Annotated in this window: 24 protein-coding genes; 13 read left to right on the forward strand and 11 right to left on the reverse strand. The window is 64.6% G+C overall.

Going from position 1 to position 23,162, the window contains the following annotated elements:
* Nucleotides 1–55 precede the first annotated feature (55 nt).
* The 6 genes from EKN06_RS13290 (at nt 56) to EKN06_RS13315 (ending at nt 4,116) form a co-directional block, all read left to right on the forward strand.
* A complete protein-coding gene (locus EKN06_RS13290) occupies nt 56–745 on the forward strand; it encodes an MBL fold metallo-hydrolase (RefSeq protein WP_420810795.1) in 690 nt (229 codons plus the stop codon).
* Nucleotides 746–906: 161 nt separating this feature from the next.
* A complete protein-coding gene (gene rpmF, locus EKN06_RS13295; RefSeq protein ID WP_127613404.1) occupies nt 907–1,086 on the forward strand; it encodes a 50S ribosomal protein L32 in 180 nt (59 codons plus the stop codon).
* Between the two features lie 31 nt (nt 1,087–1,117).
* Entirely contained in the window at nt 1,118–2,164 is a 1,047-nt protein-coding gene (gene plsX, locus EKN06_RS13300) for a phosphate acyltransferase PlsX (RefSeq protein ID WP_127613405.1), read from the forward strand.
* 5 nt (nt 2,165–2,169) lie between these two features.
* The gene (locus EKN06_RS13305; protein WP_127613450.1) at nt 2,170–3,150 is read left to right on the forward strand and encodes a beta-ketoacyl-ACP synthase III; all 981 of its coding nucleotides are present in this window, start codon (nt 2,170–2,172) and stop codon (nt 3,148–3,150) included.
* Between the two features lie 153 nt (nt 3,151–3,303).
* On the forward strand, nt 3,304–3,600 hold the full coding sequence (locus EKN06_RS13310; protein WP_127613406.1) for an integration host factor subunit alpha: 297 nt from the start codon (nt 3,304–3,306) through the stop codon (nt 3,598–3,600).
* Between the two features lie 3 nt (nt 3,601–3,603).
* Nucleotides 3,604–4,116, forward strand: a complete 513-nt coding sequence (locus tag EKN06_RS13315; protein WP_127613407.1) for a MerR family transcriptional regulator — start codon at nt 3,604–3,606, stop codon at nt 4,114–4,116.
* A 56-nt stretch (nt 4,117–4,172) separates the two neighbouring features.
* On the opposite strand, the gene EKN06_RS13320 is transcribed toward EKN06_RS13315, so the two are convergent.
* From EKN06_RS13320 to EKN06_RS13345, 6 genes are all read right to left on the reverse strand, one after another.
* Nucleotides 4,173–4,724, reverse strand: coding sequence for a SixA phosphatase family protein (locus EKN06_RS13320; protein WP_127613408.1), 552 nt, complete (start codon nt 4,722–4,724; stop codon nt 4,173–4,175).
* Between the two features lie 6 nt (nt 4,725–4,730).
* Nucleotides 4,731–7,502 carry an ATP-dependent DNA helicase gene (locus EKN06_RS13325; protein ID WP_127613409.1) on the reverse strand — a complete coding sequence of 924 codons (2,772 nt, stop codon included), beginning with the start codon at nt 7,500–7,502 and terminating at the stop codon, nt 4,731–4,733.
* A gap of 119 nt (nt 7,503–7,621) precedes the next feature.
* Entirely contained in the window at nt 7,622–8,251 is a 630-nt protein-coding gene (locus EKN06_RS13330) for a hypothetical protein (protein WP_127613410.1), read from the reverse strand.
* A 79-nt stretch (nt 8,252–8,330) separates the two neighbouring features.
* On the reverse strand, nt 8,331–8,861 hold the full coding sequence (locus tag EKN06_RS13335; RefSeq protein WP_127613411.1) for a thermonuclease family protein: 531 nt from the start codon (nt 8,859–8,861) through the stop codon (nt 8,331–8,333).
* Nucleotides 8,862–8,932: 71 nt separating this feature from the next.
* Nucleotides 8,933–9,343, reverse strand: a complete 411-nt coding sequence (locus EKN06_RS13340) for a response regulator (RefSeq protein ID WP_205693900.1) — start codon at nt 9,341–9,343, stop codon at nt 8,933–8,935.
* 136 nt (nt 9,344–9,479) lie between these two features.
* A complete protein-coding gene (locus EKN06_RS13345; RefSeq protein ID WP_127613412.1) occupies nt 9,480–11,528 on the reverse strand; it encodes a protein-disulfide reductase DsbD family protein in 2,049 nt (682 codons plus the stop codon).
* Between the two features lie 131 nt (nt 11,529–11,659).
* Between EKN06_RS13345 and EKN06_RS13350 the strand changes: the two genes are divergently transcribed.
* Nucleotides 11,660–12,877, forward strand: coding sequence for a UbiH/UbiF/VisC/COQ6 family ubiquinone biosynthesis hydroxylase (locus tag EKN06_RS13350; RefSeq protein ID WP_127613413.1), 1,218 nt, complete (start codon nt 11,660–11,662; stop codon nt 12,875–12,877).
* Here the strand turns inward: EKN06_RS13350 and EKN06_RS13355 are convergent.
* From EKN06_RS13355 to hemC, 3 genes are read right to left on the reverse strand one after another with little or no spacing between them, the layout of a single operon-like run.
* Complete coding sequence (locus EKN06_RS13355; RefSeq protein ID WP_127613414.1) at nt 12,874–13,905, reverse strand: hypothetical protein; 1,032 nt, start codon at nt 13,903–13,905, stop codon at nt 12,874–12,876. The genes EKN06_RS13350 and EKN06_RS13355 overlap by 4 nt on opposite strands.
* Nucleotides 13,906–13,929: 24 nt before the next feature.
* On the reverse strand, nt 13,930–14,628 hold the full coding sequence (locus EKN06_RS13360) for a uroporphyrinogen-III synthase (protein ID WP_127613415.1): 699 nt from the start codon (nt 14,626–14,628) through the stop codon (nt 13,930–13,932).
* The gene (hemC, locus tag EKN06_RS13365) at nt 14,625–15,548 is read right to left on the reverse strand and encodes a hydroxymethylbilane synthase (RefSeq protein WP_127613416.1); all 924 of its coding nucleotides are present in this window, start codon (nt 15,546–15,548) and stop codon (nt 14,625–14,627) included. The genes EKN06_RS13360 and hemC overlap by 4 nt, the downstream gene beginning before the upstream one ends.
* A 143-nt stretch (nt 15,549–15,691) precedes the next feature.
* Here hemC and tsaD point away from each other — a divergent pair, with 143 nt between their 5' ends.
* The 6 genes from tsaD to EKN06_RS13390 all read left to right on the forward strand — a co-directional run bounded on the left by tsaD (nt 15,692) and on the right by EKN06_RS13390 (nt 20,931).
* Nucleotides 15,692–16,735: a tRNA (adenosine(37)-N6)-threonylcarbamoyltransferase complex transferase subunit TsaD gene (tsaD, locus tag EKN06_RS13370; RefSeq protein ID WP_127613452.1), complete on the forward strand. Its 1,044-nt coding sequence runs from the start codon at nt 15,692–15,694 to the stop codon at nt 16,733–16,735.
* Nucleotides 16,732–17,751: an NAD(P)H-dependent glycerol-3-phosphate dehydrogenase gene (locus tag EKN06_RS13375; RefSeq protein WP_127613417.1), complete on the forward strand. Its 1,020-nt coding sequence runs from the start codon at nt 16,732–16,734 to the stop codon at nt 17,749–17,751. The genes tsaD and EKN06_RS13375 overlap by 4 nt, the downstream gene beginning before the upstream one ends.
* A gap of 113 nt (nt 17,752–17,864) precedes the next feature.
* Nucleotides 17,865–19,340 carry a lipopolysaccharide biosynthesis protein gene (locus EKN06_RS13380; RefSeq protein ID WP_127613453.1) on the forward strand — a complete coding sequence of 492 codons (1,476 nt, stop codon included), beginning with the start codon at nt 17,865–17,867 and terminating at the stop codon, nt 19,338–19,340.
* 13 nt (nt 19,341–19,353) lie between these two features.
* Nucleotides 19,354–20,112, forward strand: coding sequence for an OmpA family protein (locus tag EKN06_RS13385; protein ID WP_127613418.1), 759 nt, complete (start codon nt 19,354–19,356; stop codon nt 20,110–20,112).
* An 11-nt stretch (nt 20,113–20,123) separates the two neighbouring features.
* Entirely contained in the window at nt 20,124–20,300 is a 177-nt protein-coding gene (locus tag EKN06_RS15830) for a hypothetical protein (protein ID WP_205693901.1), read from the forward strand.
* Nucleotides 20,293–20,931, forward strand: coding sequence for a hypothetical protein (locus tag EKN06_RS13390; RefSeq protein WP_127613419.1), 639 nt, complete (start codon nt 20,293–20,295; stop codon nt 20,929–20,931). Before EKN06_RS15830 ends, EKN06_RS13390 begins: the two co-directional genes overlap by 8 nt.
* 37 nt (nt 20,932–20,968) lie before the next feature.
* Here EKN06_RS13390 and EKN06_RS13395 read toward each other — a convergent pair whose 3' ends face one another.
* Both EKN06_RS13395 and EKN06_RS13400 read right to left on the reverse strand, forming a co-directional pair.
* Nucleotides 20,969–21,568 (reverse strand): hypothetical protein, encoded by a 600-nt coding sequence (locus EKN06_RS13395; RefSeq protein ID WP_127613420.1) that lies wholly within the window; start codon nt 21,566–21,568, stop codon nt 20,969–20,971.
* 101 nt (nt 21,569–21,669) lie between these two features.
* Complete coding sequence (locus EKN06_RS13400) at nt 21,670–23,160, reverse strand: S10 family peptidase (protein ID WP_240654957.1); 1,491 nt, start codon at nt 23,158–23,160, stop codon at nt 21,670–21,672.
* Nucleotides 23,161–23,162 lie beyond the last annotated feature (2 nt).

Consider the following 23,162-nt stretch of genomic DNA (forward strand, 5'->3'; position numbering starts at 1 on the left):
CCGCGCCATCGGCTATGCCTTGCATTCGTCCCGTTGCCCCGCCACATCCGGCACCATGACCGAACAGACCCAACCGACTGCCGTCCCTAGCGAGCCACCCATGCGTGCCGCCATCGTGCCCGTCACGCCGCTGCAGCAGAACTGCTCGCTGATATGGTGCACGAAAACGAAGAAGGCCGCCGTCATCGATCCCGGCGGCGACCTCGACCGGATTCGCGACGCCATTACCAAGGCGGGGGTGACGCTGGAAAAGATTCTCGTCACTCATGGCCATCTCGATCATTGCGGCAACGCAGGTGTATTAGCCAAGGACATGGGCGTGCCGATCGAAGGACCGGAAGAGGCCGACCGCTTCTGGATCGCCGCGCTGGACGACGATGGCCCGCGCTGGGGCATGGAGGCGCATACCTTCGAACCCGACCGCTGGCTGCATCACGGCGACACGGTTACGGTGGGCGATCTGGTACTCGATGTTATCCATTGCCCCGGTCACACGCCGGGTCATGTCGTGTTCTACCACGCTCCGTCGCATTTTGCCGTTGTCGGCGATGTCCTGTTCAAGGGATCGATCGGGCGCACCGATTTTCCGATGGGCGATCACCAGACCCTGATCGATTCGATCACGCAGCGGCTATGGCCCTTGGGTGACGAGACGACCTTCATTCCGGGGCACGGACCGATCAGTACTTTCGGTGCGGAGCGCCAATCCAACCCGTTTGTCGCGGATATGGCGCTGAAGCAGTAGGCGCAGCACTTGCGCACCTGTGAAAATTCGCTATAGCGCGCGCCTTCGCCGCACCCTAGTGTCGAAAGCGCGCGCGGGCCCTCTTGTGGGCTTGTGCCGTGCCGGAGGCTGGACTAGGGCGGCCCGCAAAGATCGTCGATTCAGATTGAACAGGTGCCGAAATGGCTGTCCCAAAAAGAAAAGTATCGCCGCACCGTCGTGGCAACCGTCGTTCGCATGATGCATTGAAGGTAGAGGCATTCCACGAATGCTCGAACTGTGGCGAATTGAAGCGCCCGCACAACCTTTGCAACGCATGCGGCCATTACAACGGACGCGAGATCGTTTCCGTCGGGCTCTGATCGCCCGCAGACACTTGCAAGGACGTAAACCATGAATCTCCCGCGTATCGCCATTGACGCGATGGGCGGCGATCATGGCGTGCGTGTCATGATCGAGGGCGCCGCACTGGCGCGCCGCGAACATGACCGCTTCAAGTTCCTTCTCGTCGGTGACGAGGAGCGGATCAAGCGTGCGCTCGACAATCACCCGAACATGCGCGGCGCGTCGGAGATTCTCCACGCACCCGAAGAAGTCACGGGCGATGAAAAGCCGACCCAGGCCCTGCGCCGTGCGCGCAAGACCAGCATGGGTATGGCCATCGATGCCGTGAAGAAGGGTGAGGCCGGGGCCGCCGTGTCCGGTGGCAACACCGGCGCGCTGATGGCGATGGCGAAGCTGAGCCTGCGCACCATGCCGGGCATCGACCGGCCTGCGCTTGCCGCATTGCTGCCCACGCTGGGCGATACCGACATGGTTATGCTCGATCTTGGCGCCAACACGGACTGCGACGCGCGTAACCTCGTCCAGTTCGCGATCATGGGCGCGGCCTATTCGCGAATCGCCACGGGCCTTGCCGAACCGCGCGTCCGGCTGCTCAACATCGGGACCGAAGAATTCAAGGGCACCGAAGTGTTGCGTGAAGCTTCGGAAAAGCTGCGCGCGGCTGACCAGCGGCTGGCCCTGTCGTTCGGCGGCTTCATCGAAGCGGACAAGATCAACCGCGGCGAAGTCGATGTCGTCGTCACCGACGGCTTTTCGGGCAACATCGCACTGAAAGCGGTCGAAGGCGCGGCGCGTTTCGTGGCGGACTTGCTGAAAAGCGCGTTCCAGTCGTCCCTACGCTCCAAGATCGGCTTCCTCGTCAGTCGGCCCGCGACCGAACTTTTGAAGCATCATCTCGACCCCAACAACCACAATGGCGCGGTGTTCCTCGGCCTCAACGGCATCGTCGTGAAGAGCCACGGAAGCGCCAATGCCAAGGGTGTCGCCAATGCCGTGGCCGTCACCGCACGGCTTCTGGAGGAAGATCTCATCGACCGTATTTCTGCCGACCTCGCACGTGGTACCGACACGGCACCCGCGGGGCAGGCTGCGTGAGCGGGATGATCCGTCGTTCGGTCCTTTTGGGAACCGGCTCCGGCCTCCCGGCGCGAGTCGTCACCAATGCCGATCTCGCCACACAGATCGAGACGAGCGACGACTGGATCGTCGATCGCACCGGCATCCGTCAGCGATATATCGCGGGTGAGGGCGAAACCACCGCAACGCTCGCGACAGACGCCGGGCGCAAGGCGATCGAAGCGGCGGGCCTGACCCCCGACGACATCGACGTCATCGTCCTTGCGACCGCCACGCCCGACCAGACTTTCCCGTCGACCGCCAGCAAGGTGCAGAGCGCGCTCGGTTGCAAGCAGGCCTATGCCTTTGACGTCGCCGCAGTCTGTTCAGGCTTTCTCTACGCCTTGGGCACCGCCGACGCCTTGCTGCATCGTGGCATGGGCAAACGGGCGCTGGTCATCGGGGCGGAAACCTTCAGCCGCATCCTCGACTGGGAAGACCGCACGACCTGCGTCCTGTTCGGTGACGGCGCCGGTGCCATGGTGCTGGAACTGCGCGAATTCCCGGCTGATCAGGCGGACACCGCTCCCGGCATCATCGCGACCAAGCTGCACACCGATGGCGAGCACAATTGCCTGCTCTACGTCGACGGTGGTCCTTCGACGACGCAGACGGTCGGTAAACTGCGGATGAAGGGGCGCGAGGTTTTCCGCCACGCGGTAGTGAACCTGGCCGATGTCCTGACCGAGGTTCTGTCCGAAACCGGCTATGCCGCGACCGATATTGACTGGGTCGTACCGCATCAGGCCAATGCCCGCATCCTTGATGCCACCGCCAAAAAGCTTGGTCTGCCGGTCGAACGCATGGTCAAGACGGTGGACATCCATGCCAATACCTCGGCGGCGTCGGTGCCGCTCGCGTTCGACGTGGCCTTCCGCGACGGGCGAATCAAAAGCGGCGATCTCGTCATGCTCGAGGCGATGGGCGGCGGGTTCACGTGGGGCGCCAGCCTGCTGCGCGCATAAATTGCCGTTCGGCGTGACCCGAATTGGTCACAATCGAGACCAAACCCTGAAAAAAGTTAGCTTTTTCGCGCTCGGGCTTGGCGCGGCGGCTCCTGTGTGAGATAAGTCCAATCCGTGGTCGCACACTTCGGGGCAACTGGGGAATTGGGAATCATGCGTTCTGTGGGAACACTGACCCGTGCCGACCTTGCGGACACCGTCCATCACAAGGTTGGCCTGAGCAGGGCCGATTCGCTCACTATGGTCGAATCGATCCTTCGGCTTATGTGTGAATCGATGAGCAAAGGTGAAAACGTGAAGATCTCGGGGTTCGGGACCTTCCTCTTGCGCGACAAGGGCGAACGGATCGGCCGTAACCCCAAGACCGGCATCGAGGTGCCGATCACGCCGCGCCGCGTGCTTACTTTCCGGGCCAGCCAGATGTTGAAGGACCGCGTCAGCGGCTCTTAATCGATGCAGGACAGCCTGTTCGAAGACGGTAAGGACCCTCAGGCTTTCCGCACGATTGGCGAGGTGTCGGCGGCGCTCGATATAAAGCCGCACGTCCTGCGCTATTGGGAAGAGCAGTTTCCGATGCTCCGCCCGGTAAAGCGCAGTGGCGGTCGCCGTTATTACCGGCCTGGCGATGTCGAGCTGCTGCAGAACATCGATCGTCTGCTCAACCACGATGGTTATACGATCCGCGGGGCGGTGAAGGCGATCGAGGACGGGGCGAAAAAACCCGCATCGGTAGAGCCTGAGGCCCGAACCGTGGGCCCTGCGCCCGAAATGGTCGCGCGTTTGCGAGGCGCTGTCCGCGTCCTTGAAGAGAGCACTAGTGAGGGTGCGTCGATCAATGCTTCGCCCCCGGCAACCAGCTCACCTCCAGTGGTCGGGCCAGCACCGGCCGATCGCACCGCCGACATCCTGCTCAAGGCTCGGCTTCGTTCGATCCGCGAGAAGTTGGCGGGTGCGATTCTCGAATGAATTCTTTGGGCGCGGAACGGATTTAACGCGGTCGTTTCCAGCCCGAAAATCAGTATTCAGCGTGCTATTTCGGGGCCGAGCGTCGGGTCGATATCGCGTGGACGCGTCAGGCTGATAAGCCGGGCAGTCGCGCCACCAATGGACGACCAGTCATCGATATCGAATTCCAGGATCGCAAAGGCCCCGGTGGGATATTTGACCGCCACGATATCGCGTAACCGCGAACTGCCGTCGTTGGGTACGTGGTCCAGCACCACATCCTCCAGCCCCGGATTATGCGCGACAAGCAGGATGCTGTCCGCATCGCCGCCAAGTTGCGCCACGACCTCGTCGATGGAATCGCTGGTCGCAAGGTAAAGCCGGCGGTCTTCGATCCGGTCCACCGGCGCGGCCTTGCCCATGGCGTCCAGCGCGATATTCAGCGTTTCCTGCGCCCGCCGGGCGGGGCTGGCGAGAATGCGGTCGAAAGGTGCGACTTTCTTGCCGATGTGGCGACCCATTGCTTCGGCGGCACGGCGGCCCTTGGCACTCAGTTCGCGGTCGAAATCATAGCCCGACGACTGGTCTTCTTCCGATTTTGCATGACGCAGGAGTCCCAAGCGCTTCAAACCCAATTATCCCTCGGTCTCGTGTTCCGTCGGAGCGCAGGAAACACCGGCGACCAACATTTGTAAAGCATCGTCGAGCGTCGTGCGCGTGACAGGCGTTCCAGCAGGGAACGCAGACAGCAGGCGCGACGGAAATGCCGGGGACAGGACGATAAACGCGCCGCTGTCTTGCCGCGTGCGGATCAAACGACCGAACGCCTGCGCCAGCCGCGCCCGCACGATGGCATCGTCGTGGGCCTGCCGTTCGGCCCGTTCGCCGCCGGTCGCAGCCCGGCGCGCGCGGTGCAGGATCGATGGCTTGGGCCAAGGCACTTGTTCCATGACCACGAGCCGCAGCGATTCGCCCGGCACGTCGACCCCGTCGCGCAGGGCATCAGTGCCAAGCAGGCTGGCGCGCGGATCATCGCGAAAGATATCGACTAGCGTGCCGGTATCGATGGGATCGACGTGCTGCGCGAACAACGGCAGGCCCGACCGCGCGAGGCGATCGGCGATGCGGGCGTGAACGACGCGCAGGCGGCGGATCGCGGTAAACAGGCCAAGCACGCCGCCCTGCGACGCTTCGATCAACCGGCCATAGGCGGCGGCGAGGCCCGCGATGTCGCCCTTCTTCACATCGGTGACGATGATGACCTGCGCCTGCCGAGCATAATCGAACGGGCTTTCAGCTTCCGAAATGCGGGGCGAAATGCCAAGCGCATTGGCTCCGGAGCGGCGCACCGCGCGGTCCCAGTCTGGCCCTTCGGGCGAACGGTCGCACAGCGTCGCGCTGGTTTGCAAGACCCCGTGCGCGGGGACGAGCACGGTGGCAGCAAATGGCTTCATCGGGTCGAGCCAGCGGCGATGGATTGCGACATCGAATTCGCGCGCTTCGGCTCGTTCGATCGCCATCCAGTCGACGAAATCGGGGTCGGCAGGGCCGCCCATGCGGGAAAGCAGGGATTCCCAAGCGGTCAGCACGTCGATGCGCCACGCCAGCGAATGGCGCGCCCCTTCGATGCGTTGCCGACCTTGCGGATCGAGCCAATCTGGCGGCTCTTCCAATATTGCCTCCAGCCGTGAGGCCAGCTTCATCAGCGGCTGGCGCAGGCGGGCAAGCGCATCGCGGGCCAGCGCCGCCGCTTCGACCAGCGGGCCGTCGAGGTCGACCGCTTCGGTTTCGAGGCCGTAGCCCGCCTCGCTCCCCGCCTCGTCCCGCGCATATGTGACCCGGCGCACGGATGCGAGCAGCGCCTCGATCGGGCCCCACGGATCACCTTCGCCGAGGCGTTGCAACCAGCCGTCGCCCGGCAGTTCGCCCGCCGCGTCGCGGGCGGCGGCGATGGCGCGCTCTCCGTCCTCGTCATAGCTGGCGACATCGGCCAATCGAGCGGCCAGGCCCCGGCGGCGGCCTTTCGACTTGCCTTCTGGCCCGATGACCCAGCGCCGCATTTCGATCGTTTCGGCGCCCGACAGCGCCGTGGCGAATGTCGAATCGGCGGCGTCGAACAAGTGGTGCCCTTCGTCGAAGACGATGCGCGCGGGGCTTTGCCGTTCGCCGTCCTGCCCGCCCGACCGCGCCGCATGCACCATGACGAGCGCGTGGTTCGCGATGACGAGGTCCGCGTGGGCCGATTGGCGCGCGGCGCGTTCGATGAAGCATTTGCGATAGTGCGGGCAACCGGCATAGACGCATTCGCCGCGCCGGTCGGTGAGAGCGGTCAGCCCGCGTTTGCGGAACAGCGTCGGCAACCAGCCGGGCAGGTCGCCGCCGACCATGTCGCCATCTTCGCTGAATGCGGCCCAGCGCGCGATCAGTTGCGCGAACAACGCGGCCCGGTTCTGAAAGCCGCCTTGCAGCGCATCCTCAAGGTTCAGCAGGCACAAGTAATTCTCCCGCCCCTTGCGCACGACTACGGCTGGTGTGGTACGCTCCTTGCCGCTGGCCGCGTCATCCGGCCATGCACGGCGGCTTTCACGGCGAAGCTGACGCTGCAACGCCTTGGTATATGTCGAAACCCAAACCGTACCCTCTGCCTGTTGCGCCCAAAGCGAGGCGGGGGCGAGGTAGCCCAGCGTCTTGCCTACACCCGTGCCGGCCTGCGCCAGCACCATGTTGGGCCGGCCACGTTCGGCGCGCGCGGCAAAGACATTGGCGGCGGCTTGGGCGTAATCGTGCTGCCCATCGCGCCGTTCGGCATCGTTGCCGGTCAGGGTGTCGAGCCTGTCCGCAATGTCCCGCGCATCGAGCGTGACGTGCTTGGGCTGGGGCCGGGGCGGCTGTTCGTCCCATTCGGGCAGCTTGGCGAACAGCCAGCGTTCTGCCCGTTCGGGCTTGTGCACATGCGGCACCAACATCCCGGACCACGGCCATTTCAACCGGGTCAGCGATTGCAGCACGCTCCACGCCCCGTCGCGCTCGCCCCATTCCTCGCTCTCACAAATCGCGAAAAGACGGGCGGCGGCGCGGGCGAGCAGCATGGGCACTTCGCCCTCATGCTCTGGCACGGGAAGGCCGACCGCTTCGGCCAGCCCCTTGGGTGTGGGGACCATGAAACGGGCGGGAAAGACGAAGGCGAACAGTTCGAGAAGGTCGAGGCCCGAAAGCTCCGGATAACCAAGGCGGCTGGCGACCAGCGGCGCGTTCAGCATCAGCAGCGGGGTTTCCGCCGCGGCCATGATCGCTTCGCCGCGCGACAGCGCACGTACATTGCCCGCCGCGTCGGACAGCCAGCAGCCGGAGTGGCTGGCGTGAACGGCGGGCAGGGGAACGGCTGCGGGAAGGGCGGGGTTCGCCATGTGTTCCTAAATAGGGGAGCGCGGGCTTAAGGGAAGCGACCGTTGCCCGCTATCCCCCGTGCAAAGCAGGTTTTCTCTTGCATCCGCGGCGCAGCGGTGAATGACAGTGGAGCCTTCAATCAGCCGGCGTGAACAGCTTCCCGTGCTTCCGCTTCGTCCATAGGGCAACAGTCGCAACCTGAAACGTCGAGCGTGAGCAGGGCAGTGACATGGGCATCGATCTCGTCGCCATGATCCGCTTCCAGTGAACGCCGCACCAGCCGGGCGAGCACGGACGGTGCATCCTGACCCTTGTTCTCATCGCCGTGGACGAAACCAGATACGTGCATCCACTGGTGCATCAAGTGTGCGGCCATGTTCACACGGTCGCCGGCATCCATGCATTGCGCGACGAACCAGCGGGCTGTGCGGATCGGCAGGGTGCCAAGCCGCGTGCGCCCGATCATCGGATGTGTGGTGCCGGGGCCGTCCATATCCTCGATCTGGATCGCGAGATCGAGCGTGTGGTCGGCAGTCTTGCCGCATTCCCGGCCCATGACGATGCGATCCCAGATCTCGTCGCCGTCCAGCGCGCGGGGCGATCCGTGCATGCCTTTCCAACCTGTATAACCGTACGCCGCCTGACGAACCGAACCGCCAAAGCCCGGACTGCCGACGGCACGCCGCAGCAGGATCACGCTGTCCTTCAGGAACCGTTCTTCGATTTCGGTCGCGCCGATAATCTCGTGAAGCTGCACATCTACGCTCATGGTGCCTCCAACGGCTGCCAGGCACGGGTTGTTCCGCCAAGACACCAAGGCAGCCTACAGCACGAAACAGAATGTCAGATTAACACCAGTTCCGGCGAAAGCCCTGCCATCGTTCGGCGAGCCCTTCGGCAACCAGGATATCGCCCAGCGATTTGCCGCCGCGCGTTATGCGGCGCAGCTTTCGGCCATAGCGGTCGGTTTCCTCCGGCCCTGATTCCAGCGAAAACGGGCCGGCGTTCAGCAATTGGCGCAATCGCTCGGTGGCCGCCTTGCCTAACGCGAATTCCTGATCGCAGCTTGGTGTCGAAGTCTCGGGCGAATTGATGTCGAGCACGCGAATCTTGTCGCCGCGAAACCAGATCGTGTCGCCATCGACCACGCAATCTCGGCGGTCCGATTCGTCACAAATCGTGAAATCGGCGGTGAGAATGTCCTGCGGTCCGGCCGCTGGCAGCTCGCTCGACGCCGTGAGGTCGCCGTGGGCCTGCTGGAAAATGTCGTTGTCGCCATAGCGGACGAAAAGACCGAAGATGACGAGGACGACCGATGCGAGGAGGATCGTGATGCCGGTCCAGCCACCATTGGCTTTGGCATTTCTGGCAATTTTCATGCCGCCGCGTCTGTCAGAACTCTCAAATCGCTGTCAAACGCCGGAAACCAACGGCGCACAGCATTCGTCGTTCAGTCGCCGCCGCCCATGACGGAGCGTACCGCGCTTTCCAGACGGCCGGCGGAACAAGGCTTCGTGCAGACGACCGCGCCGGGAAACTGAAGCTTCAGCTGGCCGGGGTCGGCGTGGCCGGAATGGAACACGATGGGGACGTTCATTTCGTACAACCGCGTGGCCACCGGATAGACATCACCGTCAGCCAATTGCACGTCGAGGATCGCGACGTCCGGCCGGGCGACTTCGATCGCGCTCAATGCCTTGACGTTGCTGGGATGGGGGCCGTTGATGTCGAAACCTGAGGAAATAAGCTGATCGGCTATGTCGAACGCGATGATCATCTCGTCCTCAACCAGCAAAACCACAGTAGTTTCGCCCGGCTTCAGGAGCCTTTGATCGGAACCGCCGTCTGTCATGCTTGTCATTTCCCTGCGATCCGCGACCCGTTCCAAGGCGGCAAGATCGATACTTCATCCCGGCAAAAATGCCGGCCCCTATCCGGACGATAACTGACCTGTAGAAGCTAGGTTCCGAAAAAATATCGCCATTGTCCTATTCGGGTCATTTTGGCGATGATGCAGCGCGTTCAGATAGCATGCCGACGGTCAGCACTTGCGGCAAAAGCTCGGCATCGTTGCCCGGCGCATACCAAGCGTAAAGCGGAACGCCGGCTGCGCCATGTTCTTCAAGATAGCGGGTAATTGTCGGATCGCGACGGGTCCAGTCGCCGCGGATGACGACGACGCCAGCCTTTTCGAAGGCGGCCCTCGTTGCGTCGCGATCGATCGCGCTCGCTTCGTTGACCTTGCACGTGACGCACCAGTCCGCCGTGAAATAGGCAAAAACAGGTTTGCCGCTTGCCCGCGCTTCGGCCAGCGCGACCGGGGAAAAGGGGATTGCATCGAGCCCGGCTTCGACACGGGGGGCGGCCGGCTCCATCGCCGCGCTCGCGCCGCCAGCCAGCAGCGCCAGCGCCATGGCCGCCAGCACCGGTACCGTTGCGGCAGACCCGCGCCGCTGCCTGCGCCCGGCGAGGACAAGCAAGGCAATGACTGCCAGCGCCGCGCCCAGCCCAAGAACCAGCAGTGGCAAGCCGCCGACCCGCCATGCCAGCCACGCCAGCGCCATTGCGGTCAGCGCCATGGGCACAGCCATGATATGTCGAAAGCGCACCATCCATGCGCCCGGCTTCGGCAGCGCGCGGCGCAATGCGGGAATGAACCCGATCGCAAGGAACGGCGACGCAAGGCCAAGTCCCAGCGCGGCGAACAGCAACATGGCGTGGCTCACCGGTAACAACAGCGCCGCGCCCATCGCGGCGGCCATGAAGGGGCCGGTGCAAGGCGTCGCGACGAATGCTGCGAGCAGACCGGTCAGGAACGCGCCACCGCCTTTGGCCCCGGCAATCCCCGGAAGGATCATTTCATAAAAGCCAAGCAGGTTTGCGGTGATCGCAGCGGCAAGGACCAGCAAAAGGATGACCGTTGCCGGTTCCTGCAACTGGAACGCCCAGCCGATTTCCTCGCCCACCGCGCGCAGACCCAGCAGCACCGCGCCCAGCGCCAGCACGGCGACGAGTACACCTGCGGTATAGGCCAAGGCTTCGACATGCGCGCCTTCGCGGTTGGCGCGCGCAAGCGACAAAGCCTTCAGGCTCAGGATCGGAAAGACGCAAGGCATCACGTTGAGGATCAGGCCGCCGACGAACGCGGCCAGCACCAACCATGCGAGGCTCTCTCCGCCAAGATCGGATACCCCGCCTATCGCGCTTCCGGCAGCGGGCACTTCGCCAGGTTCGAGCGTAACCGCCAGCCCGTTGCCTTCGTGGTCCACGCGCAGCACGGCATCGAATTTCGCGCCTGCCTTTGCGCCATCGACCGCTGCGGTCTCGATAATCAGCCAGTCGCCATTGCGCGAAAACGCCTGTGGCACGGCATATTGCGATATCCCGTCGCTGGCCGGAAACAGGTGCGGCCCTGCCACGGTCGCGGTGGCGGCGATCGGAATCGCCATCCGCAACTTGCCGTCGACAATGGCGTAGCGCCCTTTTTCAAGCATTGGTGCGGGAAGCGCAGCGCGCCACTGGGCAAAAGCCTCGCTCTGCGTTGGCAAGGCACTGGCTTGCGCGATTTCGATCGTCGCTTCGAAATGCCCCTTTTCGGGCACGCAGATTTCGTCGGTGCAGGCCAGCCAGTTGGCATCGAGCGAGATCGGGATCGTGCTGCCCGGCTTCGCATCGGCAGGGACCGTCAGCGGCACGAGGATCGCATAGGGACCTTCGTACACATGGTTCATCAGCGGGCCGATCAACAACGGTTCCGGCACCGGATACTCGGGCTCTCCCGCGACGAATCCATCGGGCATGGTCCAGTCGAACGACATGCCAAAGCCGGCGTCGCCGGGGTTCGACCAATACCCGTGCCAGGTCGGCGCCGGCTCCATCGCGATGGCCATTGTCACGGTCTTGCCCGGTGCAACCGGCCCTTCGACCCGCAGTTCCGCCGCGATGTTGTTGGCCAGCGCCGGAAGCGCCATGCACAGCGCGAGAAGCGCGGTCACGAACACGATCAGGCGGCGGAAGTGGATTGTCGTCGGAAGGGTTTGGGCCATCGTGTCCAGGTTTTGCATATGGCGCGCAGGGGTTGCCTTGGAACGGGCCTGCCGCCATCTGTCTGCTTTGTTCAGGCAGGTGTTTAGGGATGGCCGCTGCGGCTGTCCAGCAAGCCCGGTGGAGACGAGTGATGAGCGCACAGCGGCGCGACGTGGTGATCCTGGGTGGCGGGCTTGTCGGCATGAGCCTTGCGCTCGCGCTGGCCCGTTCGGGCGTGACCAGCCATGTGATCGACGCCGCCGATCCCGAAGCGCAGATGGCGCATGGGTTCGACGGGCGCGCTTCGGCCATTTCGACCGCGAGCTGGAACATGTTCGCCAACATCGGGTTGGTCGAAAAGCTTGAGCCGTTCGGATGCCCGATCGACGGCATCGCGGTGTCGGATCAGTTGAAGCCTGGCGAACTGCATTTTCGACCCGAGCCGGAGGAAGGCTCGCTGGGTCGCATGTTCGCCAATCGGCAATTGCGCATCGCCTTGTTCGAAGCGGCGCGCGACGAACCGGCCATCGCCTTTCATCCCAAAAGTCGCATCGTCGTGCGCGAACGCGGCGAATTCGGTGTCGTCGCCGTGCGCGAGGATGGCACTCGGTTCGAAGGCAGCCTGATGGTCGCCGCCGAAGGTCGCCGTTCGCCCACGCGCGAGGAGGCCGGGCTGACGGTCGCGAAGTGGGATTACCGGCACCGCGCGCTGATTTGCGGGCTGACCCATGAAAAACCGCACGGCAACATCGCGTGGGAGATTTTCTATCCGACAGGGCCGTTCGCGCTGCTGCCGATGATCGACGACGATCAGGGCCGGCACCGCACCGCGCTGGTCTGGACGGTCGACGAAAAAGAGGCGAACGCGTGGCTCAAGCTGCCGGACCGCGCCTTTGCCGCCGAATCGCAGCGCAAGATGGGCGGCGTGCTGGGCGAAATCGCGCTGGACGGTGCGCGTTCGTCATTCCCGCTCGGTTTCCACCATGCGCCGACCATCGTGGCCGAACGGCTGGCGCTGGTCGGTGATGCCGCGCACGGCATTCATCCCATCGCCGGACAGGGGCTGAACCTTGGCCTGCGCGATGCGGCGGCATTGGCCGACGTGATTGCCGACGGGTTGCGGTTGGGCCTTGAACCTGGCGATGCGCAATTGCTGAAGCGGTATCAGGACTGGCGCGCGCTGGACGATTTCACGGTGGCGTTGGCGACCGATTCGCTGACGTGGATATTCGGGGTGCCCGGCAAAACCGCCAGCGCTGTGCGGCGCGCCGGCATGGGCGCGATCGATCGCATCGCTCCGCTGAAACGGTGGTTCATGGACGAAGCGCGCGGCGTTTCTGGAACGCTGCCCGCGTTGTTGCAGGGTTAATTCAACGCTGCTGCTGCAGTTTCGGCCGCAGTCGAGGTCTGGGCCGCCGATGTTTGGGCCGGGGATGTCTGGGCCGGCGCGGCTGGGCTGCGTTGGCGCACTGGCTGGCCTTCGCCATCGTTGAACTGGCGCGGTTCCAACAGAGCCGCCGTCTCGATCAGGTCGAGCGCGTCGTGCACGGTCACAAATCGCCGCGCATCGGCCAGCCACGGTTCGACACCTTCACGATTCGGCAGTCGTTCGACCAGCGCGGCAGCGGCTTCGACCCGGCCGTCGTCGAGCAGTTGCCGAGCGCGGTCGAGGCGCATTTCCGGCTGCGGCGATGGGGCGCTGGCGCTGCGCAGCACGAACAGGCCCGCAATCTCGGACTTCAGCCGTTCCCAGCCCGACAGCGTCTCCGGCTCTTCGACGGCGGTCAGCGAGATGTTTTCAAGGCCGGTCCGCAACGAATCGAGCGTCACGGGATTGCGCGATCCATTGATGATCGCGCGCACCGCATTGGGCTGGGCATTGCCGAAACGCAGCTGCAGCTGGTTTTCGAGATAGCCGAGCGGAGCCCCGCGTTCGAGCAATCGACGCGCGGCGAACGCGACCAGCAGGCCTTCGGCACGAGCGGCGTGACCCGATGCTGCCTCTGCCTGAAGATCGATGCGGTTCAGCCGCCGCTCCAGCTCATCGAGGCGGATGTCGATCGCTGCCTGGGCAGGGGCCGCGATGGCCGATCCGGTCGATGTCGCAGCGCCCGGCAGTGCATTATCGGGCAAAGCCGCCGCGGTTACGACATCTTGCGATTGCGTGGCGTCCGGTAATATCCAGCCTTTGCTATAGGCAAACCAGAACGCGACAGCCGCACCCAGCGCAAAGGCGACGAGGACCGCCACGGCGATGTCGCGGACCGAATTCATCTTGCGATGGCGCTTTTCGGCACGGGCATTTTCGCCGTGCCCGCTGTCGCCAAGGCCGCCATCTCGTGCGGCGGTTCCATCGGGGCTTGCGATGGGGGTCGCAGTGGGGGGTGTCGCTTCCATGTGTCCTTCAAAGTCCGTCGGCGATCAGGCTTGGCACATTTGCGCGGCCAAGGCCAGAAGGGCACGATCCTCTGTCCTGCCGGCGATGGCAAGCGCCGCCCAGCCCGTTCCCGCTCGTTCGGCAACGCGGGGCGCAAGGCAGGCGACGGCAATGCCGGATCGCGCGATGCCCAGCCTGTCGACCTCTGCCGTGAAATGCGCGGCAGCCTCGCCCGAATGAAGCATGACCACCGCGCCGCCGCGCAGCGTCGCGGCAAGATCGTTGCCGACGGGCAGGTCGCGGACGCGATAACAAGTTACCGTATCGATGGTGACGCCCGGCGGCTGGGCCAGCGGAACGTGCGCCTCTCCCGACAGGCGCAGCAGTTTCGTGCAACCTTTCTCGATCGCGACCGGCAGCACAGCCTGCAATCCGCCACTGCCGGTTGCCGCGATGATGAAACCCGCGTCGCGCGCGGCGAGCGCAGTCGTCTCTCCGACGCAATAGGCGGGCAGCGAGGTCAGGGCGCGCAGCCCTTCGCCGCCATGGCGCAGTACGTTGGCACTGCCGAGCAGCAGTCCGTCATAGGCAGCGCCGGTGATGCTCCACGCCACGGGTTCGACCGCGAACAGCGGGGATCCGGCGACCGGGATGCCCATTTCGGCACCCAGCGTAATGGTAGCGCTGCAAGCCGACTCGGGCCGGATGGCGACGATCGTCTTAACGCACGCGGGCGCCTTCATGCAGGCGGGCCTGAAAAATGCACGGCCACGGCCTCGGGCGCGTCGGACAAAAGGCGGGCAGCAAGTTCGGCCGGGCCGTTGCTGTCGGCTGGGAACGTCGCTTCTCCCCCTGTCCGAACCAGTCCGTCGGGGCTGTAGAGGCGGACGGTCATCGTCACTTCGTCACTGCCCTGCGTCCACACCGCGATGGGGCTGTGGCAATTGCCGCCCAGCGCCAGCAGCAGCGCGCGCTCTGCCGCCACCTGCGCGCGTGTCGGGGCATGGTCGATGGCGGACAGGGCGCGGCGCGTCATAGCGTCATCCGTGCGGCACTCGATTCCGATCGCGCCTTGTGCCGGAGCGGGCAACCATTCGGGTGCATCGAGCGCGGTGCCCACGCCCGTCTGACCCAACCGTTCGAGGCCGGCTGCCGCCAGCAGCGTGACATCCGCCTCGCCCGCCTGCAGCTTGGCCAGACGCGTCGCGACATTGCCGCGAAAGCCCACGATGGTCAGGTCCGGCCTGATGTTCAGCATTTGCGCGGCGCGGCGCGGGGCGCTGGTCCCGATGCGCGCGCCAGGTGGAATCGCGGCGATCGATCGCGCGCCGACAAGCACGTCGCGGACGTCGGCGCGCGGCAATAGCGCGGCGATGGTCAGCCATTCGGGCCGGATCGTTTCGACATCCTTCATCGAATGAACCGCGAAATCGATCGACCCGTCGTGCAGCCAGCCGTCCAGTTCCTTGGTCCACAGCGCCTTGCCGCCGATATCGGCCAATGGCCTGTCCTGAACCTTGTCTCCGCTGGCCAGCACGGGCACGATCTCGATCGCATCCTCCGTCCAGCCATGGGCGCGGCACAACCGGTCTCGCGCTTCGTGCGCTTGCGCCATCGCCAGCGGCGAACGGCGGGTGCCCAGTTTGAGCGGCTTGGCGGGCATGGGCGCAAGTGTGGACTTCGGTGCAAGGTCTGGCATCGCGGCTTGTGCTAGCGGCGCAAAGCGTTCAGGGAAAGCCGCGATGGACCGGAACGGGAAAGTGGGGTGACCGACACCGTGACCAGAAAGCCGACACCGTGACCCGAATGGTCGTACTCGGCATCGAATCGAGTTGTGACGAAAGCGCCGTGGCGCTTGTCGCAAACGATCGGACGATCATTGCGCAGGCCATCGCCTCGCAAGATGCGCTGCATCGCCCCTATGGTGGCGTCGTCCCCGAAATCGCCGCACGCGCGCACGTCGAAGTGCTGGGCCCGATGGTGGCGCAAGTGCTGAACGAAGCGGACATGACGCTGGCCGATGTCGACGCGGTCGCGGCCACGGCCGGGCCGGGGTTGATAGGTGGGGTCATGGTCGGGCTGGTGACGGGAAAGGCGCTGGCGATGGCAGGCGGAAAGCCGCTGATCGCAGTCAACCACCTTGAGGGTCATGCGTTGAGCCCGCGGCTGGCCGACGCCAGGCTTGCCTTTCCCTACCTTCTGCTTTTGGCCAGCGGCGGGCATTGCCAGATTCTGGAAGTGCGGGGGGTCGGCAATTATCGCCGTATCGCCACGACGATCGACGACGCACTGGGCGAAGCTTTCGACAAGACTGCCAAGATTCTCGGCCTGGGCTTTCCAGGCGGCCCGGCGGTGGAGCGATTGGCGGCAACCGGCGATTCGCGGGCTGTCCCACTTCCCCGCCCGCTGGCAGGATCGGACGAGCCGCACTTTTCCTTTGCCGGATTGAAAAGCGCCGTGATGCGCGCGCACGAAAGCGGCAAGTACGCTCCAGCCGATATCGCCGCCAGTTTTCAGCAAGCCGCATTGGACTGCGTGCTGGACCGGACAAGGCGGGCGCTGGCCAATGCCGATGACGTCGGTTCGCTGGTCGTCGCGGGCGGGGTGGCCGCCAACCTGTCGCTGCGAACGACGTTGGAAACATTGGCCAACGACAATGATCTGCGCTTCGTCGCGCCGCCGATGCAGCTTTGCACCGACAATGCCGCGATGATCGCATGGGCGGGACGGGAACGCATGAATGCGGGGCTATTGGCCGAAGGCGGCGATCCGCTCGATATCGCGGCGCGGCCCCGCTGGCCGCTGGACCCCGACGCCGAACCCGTGCGCGGGGCAGGGGTAAAGGCATGACCGCTTTGCCAAAGATCGGCGTCGTCGGCGCGGGCGCGTGGGGCACCGCCCTGGCGCAGATGTTGGCCAGCGACGGGCGCGACGTACTGCTCTGGGCGCTGGAGCCCGAAGTGGTCGAGGCGGTCAATTCCCGGAACCTCAACCCGAACTATCTGCCCAGCGCGCAGCTATCGCCGCAGATAACGGCCAGCGGCGAAATCGCGGATTTCGCCGCGATGGACGTGCTGCTCGCGGTAACGCCGGCGCAGCATCTGGGCCGGGTGATGGCGAACTTGCCGGATTTTGCCGGCGATCTCGTCCTGTGTTGCAAAGGGATAGAGGCGGGCACCGGCCGGTTGATGGCCGATGTCGCCCGCGCTGCCGCGCCGCGCGCGCAGCTTGCCGTCCTGTCAGGCCCGACATTCGCGCACGAAGTGGCCGCCGGCTTGCCGACCGCGGTAACGCTGGCTTGCGAGGGCGGGTCGACGCAGTGGCATCGCCTGTCGGCCTATGTCGGGCGCCATAATTTCCGGCCCTATTATTCGGACGACCTCGTCGGCACGGAAATCGGCGGCTCGGTCAAGAACGTGCTCGCTATCGCATGCGGCGTGGTCGACGGGATGGAACTGGGGCAGAACGCCCGCGCCGCGTTGATCGCGCGTGGCTATGCTGAAATGCTCCGCTTCGGTCTTGCCAAGGGTGCGCACGCCGAAACACTGTCGGGTCTTTGCGGTCTGGGCGATCTGGTGCTGACCTGTTCGTCGACATCCAGCCGCAATTTTTCCTTGGGCAAGGCGCTGGGTCAGGGACACGATCCGGCTGAACTTATGGCCAACCGGCGCACTGTCGCCGAAGGGGCGCACACTGCCCCGGTGCTGCAATCGCTGGCGCGTGACATGGGTGTCGACATGCCGATCACCGACGCGGTCTGCGCGTTGTTGTCGGGCAAGGTGAGCGCGCATCAGATGGTGGAGGCGTTGCTTGCCCGTCCGCTTCGGCCCGAAGTGCCGGCCGATGGCGCGGAGTCGGCAAGGTGACCCAGCCTTCGACGCCCGCGCCCGGTGAACCGGCGCGGGACGGCGACGTCGCGCCCGGCGCCGATCTTGCCGCGCTGGCCAAGGGCGGACGCACCAATTTCTTGGGCTTCCTGATGCGGTTGGCCGCGCGCCTGCCGTTCCTGTTCATTGCCGGGCGGCTTTATGGCGCGGATCAGCTGGGCCGGTTCGCGTCGGCGCTGATCGTCATAGAAATCTGCGGTCAGCTCGCCACGCTGGGCCTGAAGCGCGGGCTGGCCAAGGAGCTGAACGCCGACGATCGCGACGATTCCCACGTCGTTGCCGACGGACTGCTGCTGTCGCTGATCACCAGCACGGTGTTTGCCGCCATCCTGTTCGTCTTTCCCGATCCGATGTTTCCCAACGGGCGCAACAGCGACTGGGATCTATGGTTGCCATTGGCGATCGTGATGCTGGGCATGACCGAAGTGATGCTGGCGGCGCTGGCCTATCGCTATAACATCGCCGCCACTGTGCGCAGCCGGTCAGTCGTCGAACCGTGGTCGATTTCGATCATGGCAGGCGTGTTCTACTTGATCCCCGTGACGCAGGATGGCGGGCTGGCGCTGGCCTATCTTTTTTCCGTAATTGCCGCCGCGATCACCGCGCTTGTGCCGCTGGTTCGCGATTACGGCATGCCGCACGGGTGGCGACCCAAAGTCATTCCTCTGGCCCGGATCGCGCGCGACAACTTCCCGCTGGCCATGGCCGATGCGATCGAATGGGGCACGCGGCGGCTGGACATCGCGCTGCTCGGCATATTCGTCAGCCCGGCGACGGTCGGCATCTACTACGTCGCGCAGCAGGTCGCCAGCCTGCCGCAAAAGCTGAAGACGAGCTTCGAGCCGATCCTCGGCCCGGTGATCGTTCGCAAGCTGAAGGACAAGGACTATGCCGCCATCGCGCGGCAGGTGTGTCAGGCGGGTTTCTGGATCGTCGCGGCGCAAGCGGGCATCGGGCTGGCTCTGGGCATTCCGGGCGAAGCGGTCATGGGTCTTGTCGGGCCGCAGTTCGTGTACGGAACCGGTGCGCTGGCGTTCCTGTTGCTGGCCGAAGTCGTGGCGGCGACCGCCGTGGTGTCCGAAGCGGCGCTCATCTATCTCGCGCGGTTGAAGAACCTCGCGATTTCCGCCGCGACGATCGTTTTGCAGGGGTTGCTAACCGTCGCAATAATCACGTTGATCCAGCGGGCGGGCATGGGCGAACTGTTTCAGGCCGCCGGCGCCGCCATGGCGCTGACGCTGGCGCTGGGCTTTGCGTCTTTGGTGAAATCGCGGATGCTGGCGCGAATTCTGGAACACCGCATCAACAATTTCCGCTGGCCGCTGGTCTGGGCGGTCGCCCCGGCGGCCGCGGTGGGATATGGCTTTACGTTCCTGCCTGAATGGATGGAGCTTGCGTTCGGTATCCCCGCCATTCTTGCGACATACGGCTTCGCAATCTGGAAACGCGGATTCGGACCTGAAGACCGCATCCTGTTCAAGAACGCTCGGAAATCTGATCTCGTCCCGGATCAGGCCAACCCGGATCAGGCGACCTCCACTCTTCCGCAAGAAGGCGCGGCAGGTTAACGATCGGCTCGCCATGCATGAACTTCTTTCCCTGCCGCCCTGGATCAAGGTCGCCATCGGCGCTGTGCTGGTCACGCTTGTCGCGCTGGTGGCCGAAGCGCAGACCGGCAACGCCTTCGTAACCCGGTTGGAGGATCGGGCCCGGGTTGCCATCGCGGCAGAGGGCGGGAAGGGCATCGTCGCCGATTTCCATACCAGCGTGGGCTGGCCGACGCGGCACCCGACGCTATCGGGTGGCGACGATCTGAACGACGATGTGCGTGGCCGGGTAGCCCGAGCCGTGGCTGCAATTCCGGGCGTCGGCGGGGTACATTGGATGACGAGCCGCGCACGGGCGGCGCAAGCAACGAAGCCTGCGGACACCGGTCCCTATCACTGCGAGCGCGATGTCGAAACGTTGCTGGCGGTGCGCGTCATCCTGTTTGCAGAAGGCAGCGCGCGGATCGAAAAGGCCAGCGACGTCCTGCTCGACGAGGTCACGGCCGCGCTCGAACCGTGCAAGGGCAGCATCATCGCGATTGCCGGGCATTCGGACGCGGTGGGCGATGCGGCGGTCAACCTGAAATTGTCGCGCGAGCGGGCCGCGGCGGTGCGCGACGCGCTGGTGACGCGCGGGCTGCCGTTTGATACGATACGTGTCGAAGGGTACGGATCGGCGCGCCCGGTCGACGGGCTGGATCCCGCCGATCCCGCCAATCGCCGCATCGAATTTTCGGTCATTTCGATAGCACCGCAAGTGCCGACCCCGGTCGACACTCCGGACGCGGGATAGGGTCGCGGGCAATGCCATTGTGGATCGAATTGCTGGTTGCGTTGCTCATCGTCTATGGTGGCATCTTGACGTTGGCCTTGATGTGGTTGTCGCGTCGCATGCGCCTTTCGCAATTGCTCCGGCTGCGCGCGGCACGCGACTTGATGGCGCGTTCGGTCACGAGGAAAGAGGATTTGTCTGATGGTTGAACTGATCCAGGCGAACTGGGTTGCCTTTGCGATCGTCGCGGCGCTCGCGGTGTTCGTCGCACTCTGGTTACTGGCCCGGCCAAAAAAGAAACGTGTGCGCAGCCACCGGCCCGACGTTCTTGACGAAGGAGTAGGCCCGGCGCGCCGCAATCAGGCGCTGATCGACAGCGCGCCCGCCGCGCAGCAGGTCCTTCACGAACACGAACCTCCGCTTGCACCCGAAGGGTTGGCTGGGGCCGGGATTGCCGTTGCCGCCGCCGCGCTGGCGCATGACGAAAAATTGCATGCGCCCGAAATCGTGGACCAGATGCCAGGCAACGCCGAAGATGCGCAGGCCGTTGCCGCCGCGATCAAGATCGATGCGGCTGATCGGGCTGCGGAACGCGGCACCGATGCGGACGATCTTTCGCGGATCAAGGGGTTGGGCCCCAAGCTGCTCGCTATGCTGGGCGACATGGGCATTTCGCGGTTCGACCAGATCGCGGCGTGGAGCGACGATGACGTTCAGCGTATCGACGCAGGGTTAGGGCGCTTTTCGGGCCGGATTACGCGCGACGACTGGCGCAATCAGGCCAAGTACCTGGCCGAAGGCGACCGTGCGGCTTACGAGGAAAAGTTCGGAAAGCTCTAGTTCCGGACGTCCCGGAGCCTACTGTCGAGCCGTCTGTTCAGGCGCCGGGGCTTTGCGCCGCTGAGCTTTCGACGCCTTCGACCTTCTCGCCTTCGCCCGGCGCACCCTTGATCGTGGCGTCGGGCTGGGGCTTGCACGATTGGATGACTTGCGCGGCGATCGAACTGGCGGGAGAGATCACTTTGCCGCCCCCTGCGACCGTCGCGTAAAATGGCCCGCCGGTCACCGCGATCCAGTGCGGGTCATCGGACCGAAGCGCGCCGCGCCATGCCTTGCCATCGCTTTCGACCTTGAGCCGCAGAATGCCGCGATAGCCGACAAAGGCGAACAGTGCCTTTGCACCCTTGTCGCTGGCGATGTTGCGCGTGGCCGCGACCATGCCATCGTCGCAGACCAGTTCGATCAGCGGGATCCTGCCCGGTTCGCCATAAGTCGCGCCGTTCGCAGTCGCACGCCAGACCGCGTCGGGCGGATCGATCTTGCCGGGCATCGTGTCGCTGCCAGAGCCCGCGCCCGCATCGTCGTGGCTGGCAAGGTCGAACTTCGCCACGGCATTGCCCTTTTCAGCGCTATCCTTGTCCGAACATCCAGAAAGCGAAAGCGCCAGCATGGCGGCGATAATGTGCGACCGGTTCATGGAAAGGCGCGGTATCACCGGTCGCGCGCCGGCAAAAGGGGGCCGGAGCCGGGTTGCACCGATTTCGCCCCGTTCCGAGACCGGCGCGCCTGCCGATAGCCTCAACGCGCGCGAATAAAGGCGCGCACGTCGCGCGACAATTTCTGCCGGTCTTCGTCCCGGACGTACATCATGTGCCCCGACCCGTAGTATTCGAATGCGATCCGGTCCTGCGGAATACCGGGCCGGTTCAACGATTGTTCGGCGGCCAGGAACGGCGTTGCGAAATCGTAGTATCCCTGCCCCACGAACACGCGAAGGTCGCTGTTTTCCCGCATTGCGCGGCCCAGAGTTGGCGCCACGTTGAGGTAAGTCGCCACGCTGCCCTCGCCCGCCGGGCGCCAGTCCCATGCGCCGACTCCGCCGATCGGGCTGTAGTCGCGTTCGGTCTTGTACCCGAGAGTGCGGCGGAACCAGTCGTTGGCCGCCGCGGTGTAGCCGCCGTCTATTCCGTAAAAGCTGGGATCGTTGTCGGGGCTTTCACCCGCGTTGTCGATGTCTACGCCAGTATAGCGGGCATCGAGCCTGCCGATGGTCAGGCCACGGTCGCGCAACAGTTCCTTGTAATAACGGTCTGGCGAAACGCGCAGGTTTGCCCTGTCGAGATAGGCTTCGGACAGTCCGCTGAATCGCGCCAGATCGCGGCGAACCGCAGCCTTTTCCGTTTCGGGCAGGGCCTGCCCCTTCAGCAATGCGGTGGCATAAGGGCCGATGGCGAACGCCCGCGCCTCTGCCACGAATTGTTCGAGCGACGGGGCGCTCGCCTTGCCGTGATAAAGTGCCGCCGCCGCCATGTTCGGGACATAGGAAACATAGGACACGTCGCTGCCCTCGTCGCCCCAGACTGCCGCGAAATCGAGGATCGCAGAAATCAGGATGACCCCGTTCAGTGCGACATCGTTGTAATCGTTTTCCAGCTTTCCGGCGACGAGCGCCGACCGCGTCGTCCCATAGCTTTCGCCACCCAGGAATTTCGGGCTGTTCCAGCGGTCGTGTTCGGAAAGCCACTGCCGGATGACCTGCGCTACGCTGGTCGCGTCTTGGTCCATGCCGTAATAGTCGCTGGGTTTGGTGTCGCCGATGACATGCGAAAAGCCGGTGCCGACAGGATCGATGAATACGAGATCGGTGACATCCAGCAGCGAATCCGGGTTGTCCAGAATGGGGTAGGGCGGCGCGCCGTCGTCTTTTGCGTCGGACGGGATGGCGACGCGCTTCGGCCCGAATGCGCCTAGTTGTAGCCAGAGCGAAGCCGAACCCGGCCCGCCGTTGAACAGGAACGTCACGGGCCGCGACGGATCGTTTGGCTCGGCGATATAGGTGGTCGTGACAATCGCGGCCTTGGGATTGCCCTTGTCGTCTTTCAGCACTTGTTCCGCGACGGTGGCGGTATAGTTTACGCGCTGGCCGCCGAAGGTGCCGGAAAGCCGCTTTTCCGCTTTGTTGGCCGTGTATTCGGTGACCGGCGCGGGCGCGGACTTCGCGGCTTCATCCGTGGCAAACGCAGTTTGTGGCAGAAGGCCCAGCAAGGCGGCAGCGCACAAAAGTTTCATCT

Origin of the sequence: Croceicoccus ponticola (assembly GCF_004004515.1) — a bacterium.
Taxonomy (GTDB): Bacteria; Pseudomonadota; Alphaproteobacteria; order Sphingomonadales; family Sphingomonadaceae; genus Croceicoccus; species Croceicoccus ponticola.

Bases quoted from the DNA above. Each gene is read 5' to 3' on its own strand.
- EKN06_RS13290 (WP_420810795.1), top strand. From the start codon at position 56: ATGACCGAACAGACCCAACCGACTGCCGTCCCTAGCGAGCCACCCATG.
- rpmF (WP_127613404.1), top strand. From the start codon at position 907: ATGGCTGTCCCAAAAAGAAAAGTATCGCCGCACCGTCGTGGCAACCGT.
- plsX (WP_127613405.1), top strand. From the start codon at position 1,118: ATGAATCTCCCGCGTATCGCCATTGACGCGATGGGCGGCGATCATGGC.
- EKN06_RS13305 (WP_127613450.1), top strand. From the start codon at position 2,170: ATGATCCGTCGTTCGGTCCTTTTGGGAACCGGCTCCGGCCTCCCGGCG.
- EKN06_RS13310 (WP_127613406.1), top strand. From the start codon at position 3,304: ATGCGTTCTGTGGGAACACTGACCCGTGCCGACCTTGCGGACACCGTC.
- EKN06_RS13315 (WP_127613407.1), top strand. From the start codon at position 3,604: ATGCAGGACAGCCTGTTCGAAGACGGTAAGGACCCTCAGGCTTTCCGC.
- EKN06_RS13325 (WP_127613409.1), bottom strand. From the start codon at position 7,502: ATGGCGAACCCCGCCCTTCCCGCAGCCGTTCCCCTGCCCGCCGTTCAC.
- EKN06_RS13330 (WP_127613410.1), bottom strand. From the start codon at position 8,251: ATGAGCGTAGATGTGCAGCTTCACGAGATTATCGGCGCGACCGAAATC.
- EKN06_RS13335 (WP_127613411.1), bottom strand. From the start codon at position 8,861: ATGAAAATTGCCAGAAATGCCAAAGCCAATGGTGGCTGGACCGGCATC.
- EKN06_RS13340 (WP_205693900.1), bottom strand. From the start codon at position 9,343: ATGACAAGCATGACAGACGGCGGTTCCGATCAAAGGCTCCTGAAGCCG.
- EKN06_RS13345 (WP_127613412.1), bottom strand. From the start codon at position 11,528: ATGGCCCAAACCCTTCCGACGACAATCCACTTCCGCCGCCTGATCGTG.
- EKN06_RS13350 (WP_127613413.1), top strand. From the start codon at position 11,660: ATGAGCGCACAGCGGCGCGACGTGGTGATCCTGGGTGGCGGGCTTGTC.
- EKN06_RS13355 (WP_127613414.1), bottom strand. From the start codon at position 13,905: ATGGAAGCGACACCCCCCACTGCGACCCCCATCGCAAGCCCCGATGGA.
- EKN06_RS13360 (WP_127613415.1), bottom strand. From the start codon at position 14,628: ATGAAGGCGCCCGCGTGCGTTAAGACGATCGTCGCCATCCGGCCCGAG.
- hemC (WP_127613416.1), bottom strand. From the start codon at position 15,548: ATGCCCGCCAAGCCGCTCAAACTGGGCACCCGCCGTTCGCCGCTGGCG.
- tsaD (WP_127613452.1), top strand. From the start codon at position 15,692: ATGGTCGTACTCGGCATCGAATCGAGTTGTGACGAAAGCGCCGTGGCG.
- EKN06_RS13375 (WP_127613417.1), top strand. From the start codon at position 16,732: ATGACCGCTTTGCCAAAGATCGGCGTCGTCGGCGCGGGCGCGTGGGGC.
- EKN06_RS13380 (WP_127613453.1), top strand. From the start codon at position 17,865: ATGCGGTTGGCCGCGCGCCTGCCGTTCCTGTTCATTGCCGGGCGGCTT.
- EKN06_RS13385 (WP_127613418.1), top strand. From the start codon at position 19,354: ATGCATGAACTTCTTTCCCTGCCGCCCTGGATCAAGGTCGCCATCGGC.
- EKN06_RS15830 (WP_205693901.1), top strand. From the start codon at position 20,124: ATGCCATTGTGGATCGAATTGCTGGTTGCGTTGCTCATCGTCTATGGT.
- EKN06_RS13390 (WP_127613419.1), top strand. From the start codon at position 20,293: ATGGTTGAACTGATCCAGGCGAACTGGGTTGCCTTTGCGATCGTCGCG.
- EKN06_RS13395 (WP_127613420.1), bottom strand. From the start codon at position 21,568: ATGAACCGGTCGCACATTATCGCCGCCATGCTGGCGCTTTCGCTTTCT.
- EKN06_RS13400 (WP_240654957.1), bottom strand. From the start codon at position 23,160: ATGAAACTTTTGTGCGCTGCCGCCTTGCTGGGCCTTCTGCCACAAACT.